The sequence below is a fragment of the Naumannella huperziae genome (assembly GCF_054073625.1).
Genome location: NZ_JBSXPH010000001.1, coordinates 1653496 through 1668285 on the forward strand (window position 1 = coordinate 1653496; position 14790 = coordinate 1668285).

General features: G+C 68.9%; 18 protein-coding genes, 1 tRNA gene and 1 pseudogene. 13 read left to right on the forward strand and 7 right to left on the reverse strand.

Annotated features, from left to right (window positions below; genetic code table 11):
• The first annotated feature begins 7 nt into the window (after positions 1-7).
• From ACXDC7_RS07935 to ACXDC7_RS07965, 7 genes are read left to right on the forward strand one after another with little or no spacing between them, the layout of a single operon-like run.
• Positions 8-1255, forward strand: a complete 1248-nt coding sequence (locus ACXDC7_RS07935) for a glutamate-5-semialdehyde dehydrogenase (RefSeq protein ID WP_459221770.1) — start codon at positions 8-10, stop codon at positions 1253-1255.
• Between the two features lie 25 nt (positions 1256-1280).
• Positions 1281-1418 (forward strand): hypothetical protein, encoded by a 138-nt coding sequence (locus tag ACXDC7_RS07940; RefSeq protein ID WP_179443516.1) that lies wholly within the window; start codon positions 1281-1283, stop codon positions 1416-1418.
• Positions 1419-1432: 14 nt separating this feature from the next.
• Positions 1433-2116, forward strand: a complete 684-nt coding sequence (gene nadD / locus ACXDC7_RS07945; protein WP_459221771.1) for a nicotinate-nucleotide adenylyltransferase — start codon at positions 1433-1435, stop codon at positions 2114-2116.
• Positions 2113-2508 (forward strand): ribosome silencing factor, encoded by a 396-nt coding sequence (rsfS, locus tag ACXDC7_RS07950; protein ID WP_459221772.1) that lies wholly within the window; start codon positions 2113-2115, stop codon positions 2506-2508. The genes nadD and rsfS overlap by 4 nt, the downstream gene beginning before the upstream one ends.
• Complete coding sequence (locus tag ACXDC7_RS07955) at positions 2505-3116, forward strand: histidine phosphatase family protein (protein WP_179444033.1); 612 nt, start codon at positions 2505-2507, stop codon at positions 3114-3116. Before rsfS ends, ACXDC7_RS07955 begins: the two co-directional genes overlap by 4 nt.
• Positions 3117-3158: 42 nt before the next feature.
• Positions 3159-3629: an SRPBCC family protein gene (locus tag ACXDC7_RS07960; protein ID WP_179444032.1), complete on the forward strand. Its 471-nt coding sequence runs from the start codon at positions 3159-3161 to the stop codon at positions 3627-3629.
• A 46-nt stretch (positions 3630-3675) separates the two neighbouring features.
• Positions 3676-4107: a VOC family protein gene (locus tag ACXDC7_RS07965; protein ID WP_459221773.1), complete on the forward strand. Its 432-nt coding sequence runs from the start codon at positions 3676-3678 to the stop codon at positions 4105-4107.
• 77 nt (positions 4108-4184) lie between these two features.
• Here ACXDC7_RS07965 and ACXDC7_RS07970 read toward each other — a convergent pair whose 3' ends face one another.
• The gene (locus ACXDC7_RS07970; protein ID WP_459221774.1) at positions 4185-5621 is read right to left on the reverse strand and encodes an aminotransferase-like domain-containing protein; all 1437 of its coding nucleotides are present in this window, start codon (positions 5619-5621) and stop codon (positions 4185-4187) included.
• 60 nt (positions 5622-5681) lie between these two features.
• On the opposite strand from ACXDC7_RS07970, the gene yczE reads away from it, so the two are divergent.
• The 3 genes from yczE to ACXDC7_RS07985 all read left to right on the forward strand — a co-directional run bounded on the left by yczE (position 5682) and on the right by ACXDC7_RS07985 (position 8127).
• Positions 5682-6326, forward strand: coding sequence for a membrane protein YczE (gene yczE, locus ACXDC7_RS07975; protein ID WP_459221775.1), 645 nt, complete (start codon positions 5682-5684; stop codon positions 6324-6326).
• Positions 6327-6384: 58 nt separating this feature from the next.
• Positions 6385-6457 (forward strand) — tRNA-Ala (locus tag ACXDC7_RS07980).
• Between the two features lie 518 nt (positions 6458-6975).
• Positions 6976-8127, forward strand: a complete 1152-nt coding sequence (locus tag ACXDC7_RS07985; RefSeq protein ID WP_459221776.1) for a protein kinase family protein — start codon at positions 6976-6978, stop codon at positions 8125-8127.
• 1081 nt (positions 8128-9208) lie between these two features.
• Here the strand turns inward: ACXDC7_RS07985 and ACXDC7_RS07990 are convergent.
• A complete protein-coding gene (locus tag ACXDC7_RS07990; RefSeq protein WP_459221777.1) occupies positions 9209-9526 on the reverse strand; it encodes an HNH endonuclease in 318 nt (105 codons plus the stop codon).
• Positions 9527-9628: 102 nt separating this feature from the next.
• A complete protein-coding gene (locus ACXDC7_RS07995) occupies positions 9629-10048 on the reverse strand; it encodes a hypothetical protein (protein WP_459221778.1) in 420 nt (139 codons plus the stop codon).
• 64 nt (positions 10049-10112) lie between these two features.
• On the opposite strand from ACXDC7_RS07995, the gene ACXDC7_RS08000 reads away from it, so the two are divergent.
• Positions 10113-10526 (forward strand): MarR family winged helix-turn-helix transcriptional regulator, encoded by a 414-nt coding sequence (locus ACXDC7_RS08000; protein WP_459221779.1) that lies wholly within the window; start codon positions 10113-10115, stop codon positions 10524-10526.
• Between the two features lie 92 nt (positions 10527-10618).
• On the opposite strand, the gene ACXDC7_RS08005 is transcribed toward ACXDC7_RS08000, so the two are convergent.
• From ACXDC7_RS08005 to ACXDC7_RS08015, 3 genes are read right to left on the reverse strand one after another with little or no spacing between them, the layout of a single operon-like run.
• The gene (locus ACXDC7_RS08005; protein ID WP_459221780.1) at positions 10619-11128 is read right to left on the reverse strand and encodes a hemerythrin domain-containing protein; all 510 of its coding nucleotides are present in this window, start codon (positions 11126-11128) and stop codon (positions 10619-10621) included.
• The gene (locus ACXDC7_RS08010; RefSeq protein WP_459221781.1) at positions 11125-11988 is read right to left on the reverse strand and encodes an LLM class flavin-dependent oxidoreductase; all 864 of its coding nucleotides are present in this window, start codon (positions 11986-11988) and stop codon (positions 11125-11127) included. The genes ACXDC7_RS08005 and ACXDC7_RS08010 overlap by 4 nt, the downstream gene beginning before the upstream one ends.
• Entirely contained in the window at positions 11985-13385 is a 1401-nt protein-coding gene (locus ACXDC7_RS08015; protein WP_459221782.1) for an MFS transporter, read from the reverse strand. Before ACXDC7_RS08015 ends, ACXDC7_RS08010 begins: the two co-directional genes overlap by 4 nt.
• Positions 13386-13433: 48 nt before the next feature.
• Between ACXDC7_RS08015 and ACXDC7_RS08020 the strand changes: the two genes are divergently transcribed.
• Positions 13434-13886 (forward strand): MarR family winged helix-turn-helix transcriptional regulator, encoded by a 453-nt coding sequence (locus tag ACXDC7_RS08020; RefSeq protein ID WP_459221783.1) that lies wholly within the window; start codon positions 13434-13436, stop codon positions 13884-13886.
• A 51-nt stretch (positions 13887-13937) separates the two neighbouring features.
• Here ACXDC7_RS08020 and ACXDC7_RS08025 read toward each other — a convergent pair.
• Positions 13938-14198: pseudogene (locus ACXDC7_RS08025) on the reverse strand (DUF1684 domain-containing protein); the annotation flags it as partial.
• A gap of 183 nt (positions 14199-14381) precedes the next feature.
• On the opposite strand from ACXDC7_RS08025, the gene ACXDC7_RS08030 reads away from it, so the two are divergent.
• Positions 14382-14744 (forward strand): winged helix-turn-helix transcriptional regulator, encoded by a 363-nt coding sequence (locus ACXDC7_RS08030; protein WP_459221784.1) that lies wholly within the window; start codon positions 14382-14384, stop codon positions 14742-14744.
• Positions 14745-14790: the final 46 nt, after the last annotated feature.

The following is a 14790-nucleotide window of genomic DNA, read 5'->3' on the forward strand; positions in this document are numbered from 1 at the left end:
TGTGCGGGTGAGCGAGGTCATCGAGGCGGCGAACCGGGCGCGGGAGGCGGCGCGGGCGCTGGCGGTCGCGTCCAGCAGCGAGAAGGACGCGGCGCTCGCGGCGATGGCCGACGCGCTGGAGTCCGAGCGCGAACCCATCCTGCGCGCCAACGAGCGCGACGTGGGCGCCGCACGGGAGGCCGGCGTGGACGCAGCGATCGTCGACCGGCTTCGGCTGAACGCCAAGCGGATCGCGGCGATGGCGACCGGGCTGCGCGACCTGGTCGCGCTGCCGGACCCGGTCGGCGAGGTGGTGCGCGGGTGGACGGCGCCGAACCGCGTCGCCTATCGGCAGGTCCGGGTGCCGTTCGGTGTGGTCGGGATGATCTACGAGGCGCGGCCGAACGTGACCGCCGACGCGGCCGGGATCTGCCTGAAGTCGGGCAACGCGGCGCTGCTGCGCGGGTCGTCGTCGGCACAGGCCTCCAACGTCGCGGTCGCGGCGGCCCTGCGTACCGGTCTGGCGTCCACGCCGCTGCCCGCCGACGCGGTGCAGTTGATCACCGGGCCGCGGGAGGTGACCGGCGAGCTGATGCGCGCCCGCGGGCTGGTGGACGTGCTGATCCCGCGCGGCGGCGCGGGCCTGATCGAGGCGGTCGTCACCGGATCGCAGGTGCCGGTGATCGAGACCGGCACCGGCAACACCCATCTCTACGTCGACGAGCACGCCGACCAGCAGATGGCGCTCGACATCATGATCAACGCCAAGACGCAGCGGCCGTCGGTGTGCAACTCGCTGGAAACCCTGCTGGTGCATGCGGCGATCGCCGACTCGTTCGTGCCGAAGGCGCTGGCGGCGCTGGCCGAGCACGGCGTGACGGTGCACGGCGACGCGCGGATCGCGGGCCACGACCCGGACGGCGTCCGGCCCGCGACCGAGGACGACTTCACCGCCGAGGCGCTGTCGCTCGATCTCAGCGCCGCCGTGGTCGACGATCTCGACGCGGCGTTGGCCCACATCCGGCGCTACTCGACGGGCCACTCCGAGACCGTGGTCACCGAGTCGCTGGGCGTCGCGGAGCGGTTCAGCGCGGAGGTGGACGCCGCCGCGGTACTGGTCAACGCCTCCAGCCGGTTCGTCGACGGCGGCGAGTTCGGCTTCGGCGCCGAGATCGGCATCTCCACCCAGAAATTGCACGCCCGCGGGCCGATGGGGCTGCCGGAGATGACCACGACGAAGTATCTCGTCACGGGCCGGGGTCAGGTACGCCCGTGAGGCCGTTCGCGGCTAGGGTGTCGCCATGCTGATCCCGCTCGAGGCCGAGGTCGTCAATCACCTGCCCATGCCCGCCTATGTCTTCGGCATCGTGGCGTTCCTGCTGCTGATCGGCCTGCTGCAGCTCGTCCGCGGCGTCGGCAAGGGCCGCCCGCACAGCTGACCGATGGTGCGTGCATGACGGAGGCGACAGGGCTGGCGCACGGCGAGGAGGCCGGGCGACGCTACCGACTCGGGGTGATGGGTGGCACCTTCGACCCGATCCATCACGGCCACCTGGTCGCGGCGAGCGAGGTGGGCAGCCGGTTCGGGTTGGACGAGGTGGTCTTCGTGCCCACCGGCGTACCGTGGCAGAAGAAGGACCGCGAGGTCTCCCCGGGCGAGGACCGCTACCTGATGACGGTGATCGCGACGGCGTCCAATCCGCGGTTCACCGTGAGCCGGGTCGACATCGAGCGGCCGGGGGACACCTACACGGTCGACACGTTGAAGGACCTGCGCGAGCAGCGCGGCGACGTCGACCTGTTCTTCATCACCGGCGCGGACGCGCTGGCCAAGATCCTCACCTGGCGCGGGGCGGACCAGCTTTTTGATCTTGCCCATTTCGTCGGGGTGTCGCGGCCCGGTGTCGAGCTGAACTCGCCGGCGGTCGCGCATCTGCCGAAGGACAAGATCACGTTGATGGAGGTGCCGGCGATGGCGATCTCCTCGACGGCGATCCGGGAGCGTACCCGCTCCGGCGAGCCGGTCTGGTATCTGGTGCCCGACGGCATCGTGCAATACATCTCCAAGCGGGGCCTGTACGCCCCCGGGAATGATCAGAAGCCCGAGCATGATCACGACGGAGAAGGAGCCGGATGAGCGCGGACCCGGAGGCCCTGGCATGGGCGCGCGCGGCGGCACGGGCCGCCGATGACAAGCAGGGCATCGAGATCGTCGGCTTCGACGTCTCCGAGCAGCTTGCGATCACCGACATCTTCCTGGTGGCGAGCGCGTCCAGCGAACGCCAGGTCGGCGCGATCGTCGACGCGGTCGAGGAGGCACTGCTGAAACTCGGCGCGAAGCCGATCCGCCGCGAGGGCGACCGGCAGAACCGTTGGGTGCTGCTCGACTACGGGGTGTTGGTGGTGCACGTGCAGCACGCCGAGGAGCGGGCGTTCTATGCGCTGGAACGGCTGTGGCGCGACTGCCCCCAGCTCGATCTGGAGCTGCCCACGCACGACCGGTCGGGTACGCCGGAGGACGACGCGTGACCGCATCGCGGATCGTGGTCTGGCGGCACGGGCAGACCGACTGGAATGTCCAACTCCGCTTCCAGGGCCATGCCGACATCCCGCTGAACGAGGTCGGCCGGGCGCAGGTGGCCGCGGCCGCCCCGGCGATCGCGGCGCTTCGGCCCGATGTGATCATCTCCTCGGATCTGTCGCGGGCGCGGGAGACGGCGGGCGCCCTGGCAGCGCTGACCGGTCAGCCGGTGGCGACGGATCCCCGACTCCGCGAGATCGCGGTCGGGACCTGGGAGGGGCGTACCCTCGCCGAGATCGCCGAGGAGGAGCCGGACTTCCGGGACCGGGAGATGGCCGGCGACGACGTGCGGCGCTCGCCCACCGGCGAGACCGTGACCGAGGTGGCGACCCGGTTCGCCGCGGCGCTGGCCGAACATGCCGATGCCCTGGCCGACGGGCAGACGCTGCTGGTCGCCGCGCACGGGCTGGCGGCCCGGGTCGGCTCGTGCGCGTTCCTCGGCATGTCGGGCAAGGACGCGCGGCTGCTGCGCGGGATGGACAATGCCGGGTGGTTGATCATGGACCGCTCCGGGGAGGGCGCCTGGCGGATGGCGGCGTACAACCGGGTCGCCTGACCGCCGTCGAGGCCGCGCGTACCGAAATGCGATGATCACTCCATGAGTGAACGTATCGAGGTCTCCCGGGTGGTGCCGGCCGGCGCGGCCGAGGTGTTCGCGGTGCTCCGCGACCCGGAGGGCCATGTGGCGATCGACGCGTCCGGGATGCTGCAGGGCTCTGACGGGCGGCCGGTCGAGGCCGCGGGGGAGTCGTTCGTGGTGCACATGGACCGCGAGGCGCTGGGCGACCTGCCGATGGGCAAGTACGACGTCGAGGTGGTCTTCACCCGCTACGAGCCCGACACGGAGATCGCCTGGACCATTCACGGGACGATCAAGCCACCGATCGGGCACGTCTTCGGCTATCGGCTGGAGCCCGTTGCGGAGGGCACGCGGGTGGTGTCCTACTACGACTGGTCCGATGCCGCGCCCGAGTGGAAGGGCATCTTCCCGGTGATCGGGGAGTCCTCGCTGAAGGCCACCCTCGGCATCCTCGACCGAACGGTACGCCGGGGCTACCCGCGCGGTTGACCGAGCGGCCCCTGTCGGACCGGGCTCGGGCGGGTTAGCGTGGCACATGGCCATCATCGACAGCCCGGGATTCGCAGACGTGCACATCATCGTCTCCGACATGGAGCGGGCGAAGGACTTCTACGACCAGCTGTTCGGCTGGCCCGAGGTGGCGGCGAAGCCGATCCGCTACGACGCCAAGATCGGATCCGAGGTCGCGGCGACCTATGACCGCGGCACCGTCTACCGCACCCCGCAGGGCACGCTGCTCAGCCTGCATCCGACGGGGATCGGAGCGTTCGACCCGGCGATCACCGGGCTCGACCATGTGACGTTCGGCGTCGGCTCGAAGGCCGACCTCGATCGGGCGACGAAGGCGCTGGACGAGGCCGGGATCAGCTACACCGGGCCGATCGAGGCGACCGAGGTCGGGCTGGCGCTGCTCGCGGTACACGACCCGGACGGCCTGCCGATCAACCTCACCGCCCCGCTGACGTAGCCCCCCATTTGTGTCGTCAGTTATCGCCGCCTGCGGTAGCCCGCAGGCGGCGATAACTGACGACACGATCGTGGTGGTCAGGCCGACAGCGGCCCGAACCCCTCGTGCCGGGTGGGGGCGTCGGGGCGATCGAGCTCCTGCCAGGCGCGCGCGATCCGGCGTACCGCCTCGGCGAATGCGTCCTCCGGCGCCGCGAACGGGAGCCTGAGCCAGCGCTCGCCGCCCGGATTGCAGAAGAAGTGCGGGCCCGGGGTGAGCAACACGCCGTGCTCGGCCGCGCGCCGGGTGAGCCGCGTCGAGGATGCCGACGGCAGCTCCAGCCACAGCGATTGCCCGCCGTCGGGCCGTCGGAACGCGAACTCCGGCAGGTGCTCGCGGACCAGGTCCAGCGCGGTGACCGCCTGCCGGTGCACTCGCTCGCGCGCCGCCGGGGTCGCCGTCGGATCGGCGAGCAGCTCGGCGAGGACGAGTTGTTCGACGGCCGCACCGTGGTCGGCGAGGGTACGCGCGCGCAGCAGCGGTTCGATCATGGCGTGCGGGGCGCGGATCCAGCCGAGTCGCAGCCCGCCCCAGTAGGTCTTCGACGCCGAGCCGACCAAGATCGCCGACGGGTCGTGCGCCGCGACCGGTAGTGCTGGTGCGGCCCACGGCAGGGGGAGCTCGGCGAGGGTTTCGTCGGCGACGACGGGTACGCCGGCACGGCGGGCGCGGGCGGCCAGGCCGGCGCGGGTGGCGTCGTCCATCTGCCGGCCGGTGGGGTTGTGGAAATCGGCGATCACGAAGACGGCCGCGGGGCGGGTCTCGGCGAGGGCGGCGGCGAGGGAGTCGAGGTTCCAACCGGCGGGCGAGGTGTCGAAGGAGCGGACCCGACCGCCGGAGCGACGCGCGACATCGTGCAGCAGGTGCAGGGTGTTGCCGAAGCCGACCGACTCGGTGATCAAGGCGCGCCGTGGCCCGGCGAGGGTGCGCGCAACGATGGCGAGCGCGGAGAGGGCGCCGGTGGTGATCAGGAGCTGGCGCGGGTCGGTCGGCAGGCCGCGGGCGGCGTACCGCTCGGCGAGCGCGGCGCGCAGCTCCGGCAGCCCGTCGGGGAAATAGCCGCTGCCGCCGGTCAGCTCGGGCAGGCGGTCGAGCGCGCGGGCGTAGGCGGCGCCGACGTGGGGGAGCGCGGCGTCGGCGGCGGCGGTGAGGCCGATCCGGCCGTCGGCGTCGGGGCCGGCGGCCGGGAGCAGCGGGCTCATCGTCGGGGCGGGGCGTTCGGTGACGAAGTGGCCGGCGCCGCGGCGCGGGCGGAGCAGGTCGCGCTCGGTGAGGGTGGTGTAGGCGGCGCCGATGGTGGTGCGGCTGAGGTCGGTCGCGGCCGCGAGGTCCCGCTCGCTCGGCAGGCGCGTGCCCGCGGCGATGCGGCCGTCCGCGATCAGCCGCGCGATCCGGTCGGCGAGGTCGCGGTAGCGCGGCTGGGTCCAGGGTGGGCCGCCGAGCAGGCCGGCCAGGACGTTCGCTCCGATGGACACGGGTCCACCCTTGCAGAATTGGCTATGGCGTACCAGTCCAATTCATGGTCGACTGCTCGGGTGACGACGACGCTGCAGAACCTCGGACCGATCGAACAGCTCCGCGCCGGCCGTCTGGCGCGCCGGATCCCCCAGTTGCTGGTGGGGCTGTTCCTGTACGGGTTCTCGATCGCGATGCAGGTACGCGGGGCGCTGGGCGTCGCGCCCTGGGACGTGCTGACCCAGGGATTGAGCCGGTGGCTGCCGTTGAGCTTCGGCACGATCGCGATCCTGGTGGCTGTCGTCGTGTTGTTGTTGTGGATACCGCTGCGCCAGCTACCCGGCCTGGGGACGATCTGCAATGTCGTGCTGGTCGGGATCTCTGCCGACATCGGGCTGGCCCTGATTCCGGTGGTGGATGATCTTGGTCCGCGGATCGCGCTGATGGTCGGCGGGGTTGTGCTGAACGGGCTCGCCGGCGGGCTCTACATCGGCGCGCAGTTCGGCCCCGGCCCGCGCGACGGGCTGATGACCGGGCTGCACCGCCGGACGGGGCGCTCGCTGCGGCTGGTGCGTACCGGCATCGAGGTCGTGGTGTTGTCGATCGGTTGGCTGCTGGGCGGGCAGTTCTGGATCGGTACGCTGCTCTACGCCCTCGCGATCGGCCCCCTGACGCAGTTCTTCCTGCGCTGGACGCTGGTACGCCTCCCCGAGCCCGCGATTTGAGGCGGCGCCTCCGCGGGCGCTATCATCTCGTGGTCCTGGCCGCGAGGTCGGGCAACCTGGGGCTATGGCGCAGTTGGTAGCGCGCTTCCATGGCATGGAAGAGGTCAGGGGTTCGAATCCCCTTAGCTCCACAATTTCAGACGTATCCGGCACGGCTCCTGGCTGGCTCGTCGCGCCGGTCGGTGACCACTCGAAGTCCGACTGGATGTTTCCCCGCCCGCGGAGGAAGGGCGAGTCGATCGCGAAGCAGTACGCGAACCGGGCGGCGCTCACCCACGCAGTCGCGTGGGCGAACGAGATCGAAGGAGAGGATCCCGCGGCAATCGCCCACGAGTTCCGGCACACCTTCGCGGGGATCTCGCTGTCGGAGGCGGAGGCCGATCTCTTGAGCGTCTCCTCATGCGCGGCCGTCGATCGCCCTCGACAAGTACGGCCACCTCTCGAAGAAGGGCCTGGCACCGCTGATGGCGAAGAGCGACGTTGCTGTCGCGAGGCTTCTCGGTCGGACCCGGCCGATAGCCTTGGGACCGTGGACGAGGATGCCGAGCGGTCCGAGTTGGCCGGTGACGGAGATGTCGCTCTCGTCATGGGCGACCCCGGCCGCAACGCGGAGAGCTGGGCTTGACCAATGGCTACATCCAACGAGCTGATGCTCGCAGATCTGAAGGCCAAGTACGAGGAGCAGCCCAGCTCTGTTACCTTCGATCGGCTGTACACGGACGAGGTGGAGCTCGGCCGCGTGTTCAGCGTCCTCCACAAGCAGCTCAACGAGCACTTCGAGAGCATCAACGGCCGGGCGCGGAGCACCCATCACTACTGGGCCGACGACAGCCGTGCGCTGCTCGCGCTGATCGACGATATCGAGAAGGACCTCTACAGCCTCAAGCGGGCAGGCATCGACGTCGCGCTCGACCCGCGCTATCAGGACGGGATCGAGCACTGCCGGCCGTGGCTCTCGGACAGCGGCGGTAGCACGGTCCCGGAGGACTTCGACGAGGTTGAGGTCGTCAAGTATGAGCCGGTGTTCACCCGGCCCGCCGAGGCCGTCGTCCTCGCGCACCAGCCCGAGAGGGTCAAGCTGCGGATGGTGGGTTCGGGCTCGTATGCGAACGTCTATTCCTACGTCGACCCCGAATACGGCATCCCTTTCGCAGTGAAGCGCGCGAAGAAGGGCATCTCGAAGCGCGACCTGGCCCGGTTCAAGCGCGAGTTCGCGATCATGAGGCGCCTGAGCTTCCCGTACATCGTCGAGGTCTACCGCTACGACGAGGGCCGCGACGAGTATCGGATGGAGTTCTGCGACGACACTCTCCGGGCCTACATCGGCAAGCGCAACGCCGCTCTGAAGTTCTCCACGCGCAAGCGCATCGCCCTGCAGTTCCTCTACGGCCTGAACTACATCCACAGCGCCGAGATCCTGCACCGCGACGTCAGCCTGCAGAACGTCCTCGTCAAGAGCTACGCCAGCGGGGCCGTCATCGTGAAGCTCTCGGACTTCGGGCTGTCCAAGGAGGTCGACTCGGACTTCACCCTGACCAGGACCGAGCTCAAGGGCACGATCCGCGACCCGCAGCTCGAGAGCCTCAAGGAGTACGGGGCCGTCAATGAGATCTACGCGATCGGGTGGGTGCTGCACTTCATCTTCACCGGTAAGGAATCGCTCTCACACGGCAGCGATCCCGTCGCCGCTATCGTGAGGCGGTGCACCGACCAGGACCCCGCCAGGAGGTACCAGACGGTCCTCGAGCTCATCGCCGACGTCGAGGCCCTCGCGCCCGGCCCGACCGACGCGCCCGCATGAAGCGGCACATCAGGCCGTCCGCTCGGCCGATGCGCCCGAGATGCGCCCCGAGCCATCTCGAAACCGCCTCTGACCAGGCATGATGCGGCTGCTTTGCAAGCAGGAGGTTAGGGGTTCGAGACCCTAGGCTCCACTCGATGAAGCCGCAGGTCAGACTGCGCTTTTGCATTTCGTTTCCACGCATTAGGTCGGGCAGATCGACGCTGTGGGGACTGGTGGGGGAATCATTCCGGCCGGTTGCGCCGGGCGTCGGTGGTTGAGTCATCTCATGACACCGATCTGCCGGGTGTGTGGTCGCGAAGGTGCGCTGACGAAGGAAGACATCCAACCCCAGTGGCTACGGCGATTCATTGTGAGTTGGGCGGAGCAGCAGAACTCGCCGCTCAGTGGTCAGTTACCTGCCCGCCACGTCATCCGGATCTGCGATTCCTGCAACGCGACGATGGGATCTAATCTGGAGCAGCCGGCATCGCAGGTGCTTCCCAGCTACTTCTTGGGGCAAGAGACAGAGGTTCACCGTCAAGACCATGACCTGATGGCCGCTTGGGCTGCCAAGGCCATGCTCTTGGCGACCTTGAACTCGCACCGACCCGGTCACTGGGGCCTTCAAGAGTGTCAACAGGCCCTGGCTTCGGTCGTTCGCGACGGTCAACCGCCGGTGGGGCTGCACGTCCGTGTGGGACTGGTTGACCGCGGGTCGCAGAAACGAGGTCTCTTCGGGGTCCTGCCATCGACAATGCCTCGGTACGAGTTCTACTCGATGTCGGTAGATGTCGAGCTTGTTTGGGAAGTGCTCCTCAGCCCGCACCCAAGCCTGGACGACTTCGGCCAGTGGGCCGATCGGAACGATGGCTGGCTGACACGCATCTGGCCGTCACCCGGGCACGATGTGCATTGGCCACCGAACCGAATCTCACCAGTACAACTGGAGCAACACCGCGCGTCCTTGTTGGCGAACAGGAATCTCAGAGACCCTCTCCCGCCCCCGGTACACCGCACGTTCACCGTGCCGCCGGACTCCACTGGGACCGGTCCTCAAGGCGATTAGGCAAAGCAGCGCCGCGTGTGGGAATCACTTCCTTCAGCTTGCACGGTGCTCCTTCCAGTGATGACTCAACCACTGGACCTGGCTGTCTTGCACGTCGGCACGCAACCGCTGATCATGGAGCCGCGCGTATTGCGGATAGCTTTCGAGAGGGTTGGCGACGTCGATACGCAGACTCTCCGGATCGACTGCCAGCCAACCATCGTCGAAGAGGCGGTGAATGTCGCGGCGCAGTAGTAGACCGCCATGCTCGTGATGGACACCGAGCTGCGCATAGCTATAGAGGTGCCCAGCCTCCAGGACCCGCGTCGGCGCCTCACCGGTGAAAGCACAGGCATCCCTCTGAGTGGCCAACAGATGTTGACGGAACTGCCGTTGGCCGCGGCGCTGTGTCGCTCTTTGTCATCGCACTCGTTGTTCCTCCGGCTGAGCGGGCGTTCGTGGGGATCGGCAGATCTATGCGTGCAGGAGTTCTTCTGCGCGGATGCGAACACGGTCGAGGACGTTTCGGGTGGTCTCCTGTTCCTCGTCGCTGAGGTCTTCCACGAGGCGCGAGGTGGTCGCGGAGACCGCGGCCCGTGCCGCGGATAGCTCGGAGTGGCCGAAGTTCGTCACATCATCATGGTCGTCGACGAGGTTCGCGGATCGAAGCTCGTCGAGTACCTCATCGATGACGACCTGTTCGACTTTGAGCGCATCAGCGACGGCGGTTCGCCACGACGTCCCAGAAGAGGAAGCGTTCGCCGCCACCGCGTTGAGGACAACCCATCCCCCATATGAACTGATGGCGGTGGTCGAGAGCGTTTTCGTGAGCAGGGCGCGGAGCGCGTTCTCGGTGCGGCCGGTGACGGTCGGGAGGGGACGTGTGCTGGGCATCGGGCTCTCCTATATGTTGGTAGTACCAAGACTGTATTGGTGCCACCAAGATAGGGCAATATCCGTGCTTGAATCTCTCGCAGCGCTTCCCACCTGGATCCTCAGCTCTGCCGCCACCCGCTCGCACCAGACGCTTCATCTGCGCCTCGCCGAAGCCGGCGTCAGTGGATACGGATATCGGTGCCTTGCCGCGCTGGCCGAGCGCGGTCAGCTGAGTCAGGCCGCGCTGGGCGAAGCGGTCTCGCTCGACCCGCGCGACGTAACTCACACCGTGCGAGCACTCGAAGAATCGGGGCTCGTCTCCCGCATCAAAGACCCAGGACATGGGCGTCGAGTACTGGTCTCCTTGACCGTCGCGGGCCAGCAGGCCGCTGGTCGCTCTGGTCGCGTCATGGCGGGCGTCCAGGATGAAGTATTCGCGAAGCTGAGCGCAGAGGAACGGTCCACGTTGCTCGCACTCCTCGCGCGCGTAGGCTGACCTGGATCTGGCCGCCTCAATTGCCCGGGTGGGCGAGCACGGCGGGTAGCGGTCGATTGCAGCAATCACAGCGAGACCACGAGCAAGGACCCTCACCGATGGGCGGCGTTCATCGCGTGGCCGAGTTCGTGTTCTTCGTACCGGAAGTGGGACTCGACGATCTCGGCGAGGGCGTGGACCAGGATCCGGAGCTCGTCGCGATCTGCCGCAGTCGCGACGCTCAGGGTCCGGTCGTACGCGAGCCGGATCGCTTGGTGCATGTCGTCATGCTCGGCGCTCAAGCGGGTCAGCACGGTGGCGAGTTCGGGCCGCATCGCTGCGAGCGCGGGGAAGATGTCGCTGTCCTCGCGGACGTGATGGCTGACCAGATCGACGCAGTACCGCCGGCACGACAGCGCGGTCAGACGAGCGCGTACGGGTCGGAGGTCGAGATCGTCCTCGCCGTTGTCGAGCAACGTGTGGATGTCTTCGACAAGGCGACGGAAATGATCATGGACGTCGGTCAGGCGGCTGGTGACGGGCGCCTCGAGGGTGTCGGGACCGGTGGGGCGTTGATCTTCGTAGCTCTCGAGGCGAAGGCAGGGCGGTAGGACGAATCTCATCCGAGCGCCTCCCGGACCCGGGGTGCGATGTCGGTGCCGTAGCGGGTGATGGTGGCCGGGTCGTCGGTGAACAGCAGGAACCCGCTGATCCCGTGCTGCTCGGCCAATCGGGTGAGCTGGCGGACCCAGCTTGTCGTCGTGGTGTCGGGAGGGGCGGGGCTGTTGTAGAGCCGGCGGATGTCGGCGGGGTCGCGGCCGACAGCGCGGGCGGCTCGGTCGATGCGCGCGTTGGCGGCGTCGAGCTGCTCGGGAGGGATGCGGGTGGCCGAGGGGATCCACCCGTCGCCGAGTCGCCCGACGAGGCCGAGCATGCGGGGCCCGACCGCTCCGATCCACAGCCCGATCCGGTGCGGGTGGGCGGGCCCCGGGCTCGCTCGGACGAGCCGGTGGTGCGCACCGTCGATGGTCACGGGCGGCCCGGGGGTGGTGAGGGATCGGACAACGGTGAGGGCTTCGGTGAACGCGGCGATGCGCTCCCCGACGGTGAGGTCGGCGCCGCCCTCGGCGGCGATCGCGTGACCGTGGCCGCCCGCGCCGAGTCCGAGCTCGACGCGACCCAGGCTGAGGGCGTCCAGGGACGCTGCGGCGCGGGCGAGCCCAGCGGGCGGGCGGAGCTGGACGTTGGCAACGTTCGGCAGCACCGTCACCCGCTCGGTGCGGGCGGCGATCCAGGCGAGTAGCGTCCACGCATCCAGGAATCCCGGGTGGTACTGGTGATCGGAGACGCTCACGACGTCCAGCCCGGCCTGCTCGGCGAGGACAGCGCGATCGACGGTCCGCCCGGGGTCGCCGGCGTCGGGAGTCAGGACGACCCCGAGCAACGGCTCGTGCCCGTAACCGGTCTCCTTCGCGGCGCTCATCGGGGCGTACCCGTCGCCTGCTGGGTGCGGGCGGTACGCCCGAGGAACGCGGCCAGGGCGGCGACGAGCAGGGCGATCGCCGAGATGGTGAAGGCGAGCGTGTAGCCGCCGGGCTCGGGGACGCTCGTGCCGGCCGGGGTGTTGCCGGTGACGATGGCGGAGGCGATCTGCGCGCCGAAGGCCCCGCCGATGGTGCGCAGGATGGTGTTGACGCCGGTGGCCTCCCCGGTCTCGTGGGGGTCGACGGCCGCGACGACGACGTTCGCCAGCGCGGAGAACGCGAACCCGACGCCGACGCCGATGATCCCCGCTCCGGTGGCGATCGCCCAGCCCGCATCGCGGCCGATCGCGAGGAAGGCGAACCCGATGGCCCCGATGAAGCAGGAGGCGACGAGCGTGGCCGCCCACCCGAGTTTCGGGCCGAGCCTTCCGGCGAGGGGCCCGGCGACGAGCATCGTGGCGGCCATCGGCAGCAGGAAGAACCCGGCTTGCGTGGTTGTCGCCCCGAATCCGTACCCGGAGCTGGTGGGCGTCTGGACGAGCTGCGGGACGAGGGTGAACGCCCCGTACATCCCGAAGCCGATGATCAGGGCGGTCACGTTCGCCGCGGCGACGGGTCGGCGACGCAGGATGCCCAGGTCCATCAATGGCGAGGGCGTACGCGCCTCGACGACGAAGAACACCGCGAACGCCGCAACCGCAACCACGATCAGGGCCAGAAGCGGCAAGACGACCCAGAGACGGGACTGGCTGACCGCGAGCAGCAGTGCGACCAGCGCGACCGAGAGTGCGAGCGCGCCGATCCAGTCGACGCGCCCCGCGGTCGGGGTGGCGGGGACGCGGATGAAGGCGATGACCGCGGCGGCAGCCACAAGGACGAGGACGAGGGATGCCCAGAACAGGGACGGCCAGCCGAAGGCGTCGATGAGGGGCCCGGGCAGCACGAGCCCGAGCCCGAATCCGATGCCGAACACGGCGCTGATCGTCCCGATCACGACCGGCACCCGGTCGCGCGGGAAGATCTCTCGCACCAGGCCGAATGCCAGGGGGAAGGTCCCTGCGCCGAGGCCCTGGATGGCTCTGGCCGCGATGAGGGCGCCGATCGAGCCGGACAGGGCGGCGAGCAGCGAGCCGAGCGCGAGGATCGCGAGGCTGATCAACATCAGGCGCTTGCGGCCGAAGATGTCACCGAGGCGGCCCAGGATCACGGTGCCGACCGAGGAGGAGACGAGGAACGCGCTGATGACCCAGGAGATCGTCGCGGTGTCGGTGCCCAGGTCGACGCTCAGCGCGGGCAGTGCGGGAACGGCGAAGGTCTGGAGCAGGGAGAAGGAGAGCACGGCCAGCAGCAGGGCGGCGAATGCCCCGCCCGTGGAGTGACGAGTAGATGAGTCCATGCAGATATTGTTACACAACGACACGATTTCAAGATGTACGCTTGCTCCGTGAACGAGAGCCGACGCCCGCCGACCCTGATGCGGCTGCCGTCATACGTTGCCGGCCATGTGTCCACCATCGGCAAGAGGCCGCTGGTCGAGCGGCTCGCCGAACACGGCCTGCGGTTGCCGCACTTCGCGGTCCTGGTCGGCTTGCGCGACTTCGGCCCCACGGCGCAGCACGAGCTCGCCGACCGCCTCGGGTTCAACCGCAGCCACCTGGTCGGCTATCTCGATCACCTCGAAAACGGCGGCCTCCTCGCCCGGGCCAGGGACTCGGCGGACCGGCGCCGGCAGTACGCCGAACTCACCTCGGCGGGCACGAAGTTGACCACAGAACTCATCGATGTCGCGGAGTCCACCGAGCGCGCCCAGCTCGGCGCGCTGAGCAGCAGCGAGATCAAGACCTTGACCGCGCTGCTGGCGCGCGTCGTCGAGGGGGAAGGCGGCCTCGACCGGTAGTGGTCCGGCGCGTCATTTGATCATGGCGATGGTCTTGGATCCGGGGTCAGTTCAGTCGCCCCTCTCGGGTGCCGTTCGCATCCGGGCTGCGATCTTCTCCCCAGCGGTGACGGCGGTATGGATGGCGTTGGCGGGCGGCGGGAGGGCGCAGGCGCTGAGGTGGGAGTAGCCGCAGGGCCCGTTGCCGGCGCGGTTCAGGTCGAGAGTGAAGTCGAACGCCTCGCCGCCGTGACCCTCGGGGAAGGTGATGAACACGACCTGACCGCCCGGGTAGGTGTCGTCGCCGCTGGTGTTGTCGCGAGACGACAGGTGGTACTCGCCGCCCGCGCGGAGTAGGACTGGTACGCGAGTGCCGTGGCGTGTTCCCTCTCGGGTCGATCGTGCGGTGGGTGCTGATTGGTCACGTACTCACCGTAGGCAAGGGGCTTACCATGGGGATGTACGCACTTCGCGCTCACGCCCCAACCCCTGCCCCTGGGTAAGGAGGTGGCTGCCTTGGCAGACGCTCGCGCGCTCGACCCGTCGACGGACGCATTCGACGGATCCTGCTATGGCCGGGTGGTCCTCGACCAGCTCACCAGTCGGTGGGGATTCCTCATCCTGGTCGCCCTGCGCGACGGCGAGCACCGCTTCTTCGAACTGCGCGATCGCATCCACGGTGTCAGCGAGAAGATGCTCTCCCAGACCCTGCGCACACTCGGCGGCAGCGGCCTCATCGAGCGCAGTGTGGCGGCGACCGTTCCGCCGACCGTCAGCTACCGCCTGACCCCGCTCGGGCGCAGCGCCTCAGAACCGCTCGCCGGGGTGTTCGACTGGCTTCGTGATCACGCCCACGAAATCGCGGAACGCGGCGAGTAGACCGCGGCATCCCGGCAGGCCTGGCAAGCTGTCCTCGTGGCGACGG